Below are 7491 nucleotides of genomic sequence, written 5' to 3' on the forward strand. Positions count from 1 at the left end.
CGAGCGGCCGAGCCACACCTTTGTCGGCTACTTCATCGGCAGTCCGGGGATGAACCTGATCGACGTGCAGCCGCAACCCGGCGGCGTCGGTTTCGCCTCGACGCACCTGCCGTTGTCCGACGCCATGCAACGGCATATCGAGCACGGTCAGTGGAAAAATCTGAAGGTCGGCATCCGCCCCGAGTTCATTCATGTGTGGGACGAGCCGTTTGATGACGCGATGCAGGCGCGGGTCGTACACGTCGAAGACCTCGGCACCTACAAGATCATGACCCTCGACCTCGATGGCGCGCCGCTCAAGGTGCGCCTGACCGAAGACAAACCGGTGCCGCAGGGCACGGCGTACATCAGTTTTCCAGCGCAGTGGTTGATGGTCTATGCCGATGAATTTCTGCTTGAAGCCGGTGATGAGGTGCAGCCATGAACAAGGTGCAGAACAACAAGGCCTGGTGGCTGGTATTGCCGGTGTTTCTGCTGGTGGCCTTCAGTGCGGTGATCCCGATGATGACCGTGGTCAACTATTCGGTGCAGGACATCTTCGACCAATCCAGCCGCTACTTCGTTGGCGCCGATTGGTACAAGCAAGTGCTGCTCGATCCACGTCTGCACGACTCGCTGCTGCGCCAGTTCATCTACTCCGCGTGCGTATTGCTGATTGAAATCCCGCTGGGCATCGCCGTCGCCCTGACCATGCCGACCAAGGGCCGCTGGTCGTCGGTGGTGCTGATCATTCTGGCAATCCCGCTGCTGATCCCGTGGAACGTGGTCGGCACGATCTGGCAGATCTTCGGCCGCGCCGACATCGGTCTGCTCGGGTCGAGCCTTAACGCGATGGGCATCAGCTACAACTACGCGGCTAACACCATGGACGCCTGGGTCACGGTGCTGGTGATGGACGTCTGGCACTGGACTTCATTGGTGGCGCTGTTGTGCTTCTCGGGTCTGCGGGCGATTCCCGACGTGTATTACCAGGCGGCGCGCATCGACCGGGCGTCGGCGTGGGCAGTGTTCCGCCACATTCAGTTGCCGAAGCTGAAAAGCGTGCTGCTGATCGCGGTGATGCTGCGCTTCATGGACAGTTTCATGATCTACACCGAGCCGTTCGTGCTCACCGGCGGCGGGCCGGGTAACGCCACGACGTTCTTGAGCCAGACATTGACGCAGATGGCGGTAGGGCAATTCGACCTCGGTCCGGCAGCGGCGTTTTCGCTGGTGTACTTCCTGATCATCCTGTTGGTTTCGTGGCTGTTCTACACCGCCATGACCCATTCCGACGCCAACCGCTGAGGGCCCGGCCATGAGCAAGAGAAAGCTGATTCCGCTGCTGGTGTACATCCTGTTCCTGCTGGTGCCGATCTACTGGCTGCTGAACATGTCGTTCAAGAGCAACACCGAAATCCTCGGCGGGTTAACCCTTTTCCCACAGGACTTCACGCTGGCGAACTACAAGGTGATCTTCACCGATCCGAGCTGGTACAGCGGCTACATCAACTCGCTGTACTACGTCAGCCTGAACACGGGGATCTCACTGAGCGTGGCGTTGCCGGCGGCGTATGCGTTTTCGCGTTATCGCTTCCTCGGCGACAAACACCTGTTCTTCTGGCTGCTGACCAACCGCATGGCGCCGCCGGCGGTGTTTCTGCTGCCGTTCTTCCAGTTGTATTCGTCGATCGGGCTGTTTGACACGCACATCGCCGTGGCACTCGCGCACTGCCTGTTCAACGTGCCGCTGGCGGTGTGGATTCTCGAGGGCTTCATGTCCGGCGTGCCCAAGGAAATCGACGAAACCGCCTACATCGACGGCTACAGTTTCCCCAAGTTCTTCGTGAAGATTTTTATCCCGCTGATCGGCTCCGGCATCGGCGTGACGGCGTTTTTCTGCTTCATGTTTTCCTGGGTCGAACTGTTGCTGGCGCGCACGCTGACCTCGGTGAATGCCAAGCCGATTGCCGCCGTGATGACGCGCACGGTCTCGGCCTCGGGCATTGACTGGGGCGTGCTGGCGGCGGCGGGGGTCTTGACCATTCTGCCGGGCATGCTGGTGATCTGGTTTGTTCGCAACCACGTGGCCAAGGGCTTTGCCCTCGGTCGGGTCTGAGGAGCTGATGATGGAATGGATGAGCTGGACTACACCTACTGCAGCTTTCTTCATCGTCATCGGCCTGATTCTGGTTGGTATGACGACATGGGAGTTGCGCTCGCCGAGCATCCTGCGGCGAGGTTTTCTGCCGATTGCCACCACCCGTGGCGATCGCTTGTTTATCGGTCTTCTCGGCAGCGCCTACCTGCATTTGCTGGTGATCGGCGCCACCGACTGGAGCATCTGGGTGGCGTCCGCGTTGTCCCTGGTGTGGCTGTTGGCTGTGATGCGTTGGGGCTAGTCGAGTCGTTCGGCAACGCGGCTCCACAACTTAAACAGGAGGTCTCTATGTTCGACAAAAACAATAAGCTGCGACATAGCATTTCATTGGCAGCCATGCTGGCACTCAGCGGTTTGAGCGCATCTGCCTGGGCGGATGCCTACGAAGACGCGGCAAAAAAATGGATCGGCAGTGAATTCAAACCGTCGACCCTGACGGCGGAGCAGCAACTCGAAGAACTGAAGTGGTTCATCAAGGCCGCCGAGCCGTTTCGCGGCATGGAAATCAAAGTGGTTTCCGAGACCCTGACCACCCACGAATACGAGTCCAAGGTGCTGGCCAAGGCCTTCACCGAAATCACCGGGATCAAGCTGACCCACGACCTGCTGCAAGAAGGCGACGTGGTGGAAAAAATGCAGACGGTGATGCAGTCGGACAAAAACATCTACGACGGCTGGGTCAACGACTCGGACCTGATTGGTACGCACTTTCGCTACGGCAAGACCGAGTCGATCACCGACCTGATGGCCAACGAAGGCAAGAACTTCACCTCGCCGACCCTCGACATCAAGGACTTCATCGGCATCTCGTTCACCACCGCGCCGGACGGCAAGGTTTATCAGTTGCCCGACCAGCAGTTCGCCAACCTTTACTGGTTTCGCGCCGACTGGTTCGAACGCGCCGACCTGAAAGCCAAATTCAAGGAAAAGTACGGCTACGAATTGGGCGTGCCGGTGAACTGGTCAGCCTATGAAGACATCGCCAAATTCTTCAGCGAAGACGTCAAGGAAATCGACGGCAAGCGCGTCTACGGGCACATGGACTACGGCAAGAAAGACCCGTCGCTGGGCTGGCGTTTCACCGATGCCTGGTTCTCCATGGCCGGTGGCGGCGACAAGGGCCTGCCCAACGGCTTGCCGGTGGACGAGTGGGGGATTCGCGTCGAGGACTGCCATCCGGTCGGTTCCAGCGTGACCCGTGGCGGCGACACCAACGGTCCGGCCGCGGTGTTCGCCACCACCAAGTATGTCGACTGGCTGAAGAAGTACGCGCCACCGGAAGCGGCAGGCATGACCTTCTCCGAATCTGGTCCGGTGCCGTCGCAAGGCAACATCGCCCAGCAGATTTTCTGGTACACCGCGTTCACCGCCGACATGACCAAACCGGGTCTGCCGGTGGTCAACGCCGACGGCACGCCGAAATGGCGCATGGCGCCGTCGCCGCGCGGACCGTATTGGGAGGAGGGCATGAAGCTTGGGTATCAGGACGTGGGGTCGTGGACGTTCATGAAATCCACGCCTGAGAAACAGAAACTCGCGGCGTGGCTGTATGCGCAGTTCGTCACCTCGAAAACCGTGTCGCTGAAGAAAACCATTGTGGGCCTGACGCCGATTCGCGAGTCGGACATCAACTCGCAGGCGATGACCGATCTGGCGCCGAAGCTCGGTGGCCTGGTCGAGTTCTACCGCAGCCCGGCCCGCGTGCAATGGACCCCGACCGGGACCAACGTGCCGGACTATCCGCGTCTGGCGCAATTGTGGTGGAGCCACATCGCCGAAGCGGCCAGCGGCGAGAAGACCCCGCAACAGGCGCTGGATGGTTTGGCCAAGGATCAGGACGCGATCATGACGCGTCTCGAACGCTCCAAGGCGCAAGCGGTGTGTGCACCGAAAATGAACCCGGAGCGCGACGCGCAATACTGGTTTGATCAACCGGGTGCACCGAAACCGAAGCTGGCCAACGAGAAGCCGAAGGGCGAGACCGTGAGCTACAACGAACTGCTGAAATCGTGGGCGGATGCGCGCAAGTGATAGTGGCGCGGTGAAAGGCAAACGGCACCGCAAGGTGCCGTTTTCATTTGTGCTTGATCGACCGCCATCGCTGGCAAGCCAGGCTCCCACAGGTTTCTGTGGTGTGCACAAAACTCTGTGTACACCGCAATTCACTGTGGGAGCTGGCTTGCCAGCGATGGGGCCATTGGTGTCGCCACAGGAAAGCCCAAGCGGAATACGGTCATGGCGCCGGGCAGGCTTTTCACCTCCGCCACCCCCTGATGCAGGCTCATGATCGAGCGCACAATCGCCAGCCCCAGCCCGGTGCTGCCCTGCGAGCGCGAGCGGGCGCTGTCGACGCGGTAGAAACGATCGAACAGATGCGGCAGATGCTGCGCCTCGATCCCTGCCCCCGGATTGCTCACCAACAGCGAAGCCTGTGTCGCACCTTGCTCGATCAGCAGCGTCACGGTTTTCCCCTCCGGGCAATGGCGCAGCGCATTCGACAGCAAATTGGAAACCGCCCGCTGAATCATCAACCGGTCACCCTGCACTGACGCGCTGCCGACGACGTTCACGTGAATGTTCTTTTCCTGCGCCGACAACGAAAACATTTCGGCCACTTTTGCGACCTCAGCCTCCAGCGCCACCGATTCAAACGGCGCCAGCGCCGACGGATGACTGACTTGCGCCAGAAACAGCATGTCCGAAACAATCCGCGCCACGCGCTCCAGCTCCTCGGTGCAGGACACCAATACGTCCTTGTATTCCTCGGTTGTGCGTTCGCGGGACAAGGTCACCTGGGCTTTGCCCATCAGGTTGTTGATCGGCGTGCGCAGCTCATGGGCCAGATCATCGGAGAACTGCGACAACTGCTGCACCCCGGCATCCAGCCGATGCAGCATGACGTTGATGCCCTGGGCCAGTTCGCTCAATTCCTGTGGCATGTTCACCACCGCCAGCCGATGGTCCAGGTCCTGGGTCGAGACCATCGCCGCCACTTTGCGAAACTCGCGCATCGGCGCCAGGCCGCGCTGCACCGCACCCCACGCGGTGAGGCCGATGAACACCAGCAACAGCGGCAGGGCAATCAGCGTCGAGCGCAGATAGGCGCTGAGCAAGGCCTGATCGTGGGCGTTGTCCATCGACAGCAACACCGGCACGCGGCTGCCATCCTTGAGCCGAATCAACTTCGAAGCGGTAAGGAATTTCGCCCCCTCGGCATCGGTACTGTCGCTGTAGGTCAACTGATCGGTCGCCGCTCGCACTGCCCGCAATTCGACCCGCGGATCCCTCAGCCCGGAGCCGGCTTTGAGCAACGGCGAACGCAGGTTCAAGCGGTCATAAATGGTCAGCGTCAGGTTGTCATGGCCCATGACCTGATCGAGCAGAATGTGCGGCTTGCCACTGACTTCCTTGGCGTCGACGTACAGCGACAGGCTGTGCTCCACCTGCGCCATCTTCTTTTGCAGGCTGTCGCGCGACAGCGCGTTGAGCTCATGGGTCAGGGCGAAATACGCCAGGATCGCCAGAAACACCACCAGCATCGCGCCGAGCGTACTCACCGTCAGACCGAGGCGCATCGACAGGCTGGCCGGCTTCATTCCCGCGCCTCCAGCACGTAACCGACACCGCGCAGGGTATGGATCAGCTTGTGCTCGAACGGGTCGTCGATTTTTGCCCGCAAGCGGCGGATCGACACTTCGACCACGTTGGTGTCGCAATCGAAGTTCATGTCCCACACCAGCGAGATGATCTGCGTGCGGGTCAGCACCTCGCCGGACTGGCGCATCAGCAGGTGCAGCAGGGCGAATTCCTTGGTGGTCAGGTCAATACGCTGCGCGCCACGAAACGCGCGATGGCGGCCCGGATCGAGTTCCAGGTCGGCCACTTTCAACACCTGTGGCACCGGGATGTTTTCGCTGCGGCGCATCAAGGTGCGCACCCGCGCCAGCAGTTCGGGAAACTCGAACGGCTTGACCAGATAGTCATCGGCGCCCAGGTCCAGACCGCGGATCTTGTCCGCCAGCCGCCCGCGTGCGGTGAGCATCATCACCCGCGTTGAGTGGGTGCGGCGCAGTTGTTCCAGCACGCCCCAGCCGTCCAGTTCCGGCAGGTTCACGTCGAGAATGATCAGGTCATAAGTCTGCTGTTGCGCCAGATGCAATCCATCGGCACCGGTGGCGGCGTGGTCAACGATATAACCACTTTCGGTCAAACCCTGATGCAAGTATTCGGCAGCTTTAAGCTCGTCCTCGACGACAAGGATTCGCATGATCTATCACCACTTCTATTAATGGATATTTAATTAAGGTGGCCGGGAAAGTTATTGTTTTTGTAAGGTCTTCCGGACGTTGTTCTTTAACGATAAGAAGCCCCTCACCCTAACCCTCTCCCAGAGGGAGAGGGTTAGGGTGAGGGGCTTCAGAACTGCACCGACGTGGAACATCTTTACGGAATCCATAGTCGACTTGATTTAACAGGTCGATGGAAAGTGTCATACACCTCGGTCGGCTCCCTCTCCCCCGGGAGAGGGCTGGGGTGAGGGGAAGTCCGGACAATAAAGGTTGTAGTGGCTACAGGGTCAACCGCCAAGCGCTTTAAAACGCTGCTCTGCGACAGCCGGTCGCAGCACAAGCCACAAAATCCTTATGAGTTTGATTCCCGCAAGTGCTGTTCAGCAGATAACTATTGTGTTTTTGTTTCGATGTATTTCGATAGAGCCGTTTTCACTTCGCATCCTAGAACAAAACAACTTCGGCAAACCGTGGATAACGGATTTGTAATCTTCCAGTCACCTTGTCGATAAGTTCAAAACTCTACCGTGGCGGCATCAAAGATTCTTGATTAAAGGAAGTCTTCCATTGCCCGGTTTAACAGAACTGATGGCGCGATCACGCCTGAAAAAAATAGCCAGCGGCATTCTGTTGCTGGCCACTGCAAACCTTGCGGTTGCATCGACCCTGACTCTGGAGCAGGCCCTGCAAACGGCCTTCGCCGGCAACCCGGATCTGGCCGCTGCCCAATGGGAAATCGGTATTGCCGAGGGCGACCGCAAACAGGCTGGCCTGATCCCCAATCCTGAAGTTTCGTGGGAGGCTGAAGACACCCGGCGCAACTCGCGCACCACCACGGTGATGCTCAGCCAGCCGATCGAACTGGGCGGCAAACGCGGCGCCCGCATCGACGTCGCCAGCCGCGCGCAGGACGCTGCCGGCATCGAACTGGAGCGCAAGCGCAATGCCTTGCGTGCCGATGTAATTCAGGCGTTCAACAGTGCGCAAACCGCGCAGCAGCGTTTGCAGCTGTCCCGGCAATCTCTGCAATTGGCCGAGCACGGTGTGCGGGTGGCGCAAGGG

At 59.6% G+C, this 7491-nt stretch carries 8 protein-coding genes; 6 read left to right on the forward strand and 2 right to left on the reverse strand.

The genetic code is table 11. The annotated features are described in order from the left end of the window. The 5 genes from DBR24_RS31990 to DBR24_RS11590 all read left to right on the forward strand — a co-directional run. Window positions 1-424, forward strand: a 424-nt coding sequence (locus tag DBR24_RS31990) for a TOBE domain-containing protein (protein ID WP_256591411.1), incomplete at its 5' end; no start/stop codon positions are given. Then, the gene (locus tag DBR24_RS11575) at window positions 421-1287 is read left to right on the forward strand and encodes a carbohydrate ABC transporter permease (RefSeq protein WP_007912484.1); all 867 of its coding nucleotides are present in this window, start codon (window positions 421-423) and stop codon (window positions 1285-1287) included. The genes DBR24_RS31990 and DBR24_RS11575, both read left to right, overlap by 4 nt. Before the next feature lie 10 nt (window positions 1288-1297). Beyond that, a complete protein-coding gene (locus tag DBR24_RS11580) occupies window positions 1298-2098 on the forward strand; it encodes a carbohydrate ABC transporter permease (protein WP_128614806.1) in 801 nt (266 codons plus the stop codon). A gap of 10 nt (window positions 2099-2108) precedes the next feature. Continuing rightward, window positions 2109-2381 (forward strand): DUF2160 domain-containing protein, encoded by a 273-nt coding sequence (locus DBR24_RS11585; RefSeq protein WP_007912485.1) that lies wholly within the window; start codon window positions 2109-2111, stop codon window positions 2379-2381. Window positions 2382-2428: 47 nt separating this feature from the next. Then, complete coding sequence (locus DBR24_RS11590) at window positions 2429-4171, forward strand: ABC transporter substrate-binding protein (RefSeq protein WP_128614807.1); 1743 nt, start codon at window positions 2429-2431, stop codon at window positions 4169-4171. Window positions 4172-4302: 131 nt separating this feature from the next. Here DBR24_RS11590 and DBR24_RS11595 read toward each other — a convergent pair whose 3' ends face one another. After that, complete coding sequence (locus DBR24_RS11595; protein WP_128614808.1) at window positions 4303-5736, reverse strand: heavy metal sensor histidine kinase; 1434 nt, start codon at window positions 5734-5736, stop codon at window positions 4303-4305. After that, window positions 5733-6407, reverse strand: coding sequence for a heavy metal response regulator transcription factor (locus DBR24_RS11600; protein WP_128614809.1), 675 nt, complete (start codon window positions 6405-6407; stop codon window positions 5733-5735). The genes DBR24_RS11595 and DBR24_RS11600 overlap by 4 nt, the downstream gene beginning before the upstream one ends. A gap of 589 nt (window positions 6408-6996) precedes the next feature. Between DBR24_RS11600 and DBR24_RS11605 the strand changes: the two genes are divergently transcribed. Further along, window positions 6997-7491: TolC family protein (locus DBR24_RS11605; protein ID WP_146189022.1), on the forward strand; the 495-nt coding region annotated here is incomplete at its 3' end.

Source organism: Pseudomonas sp. HMWF006 (assembly GCF_003061205.1).
Lineage (GTDB): Bacteria > Pseudomonadota > Gammaproteobacteria > Pseudomonadales > Pseudomonadaceae > Aquipseudomonas > Aquipseudomonas monsensis.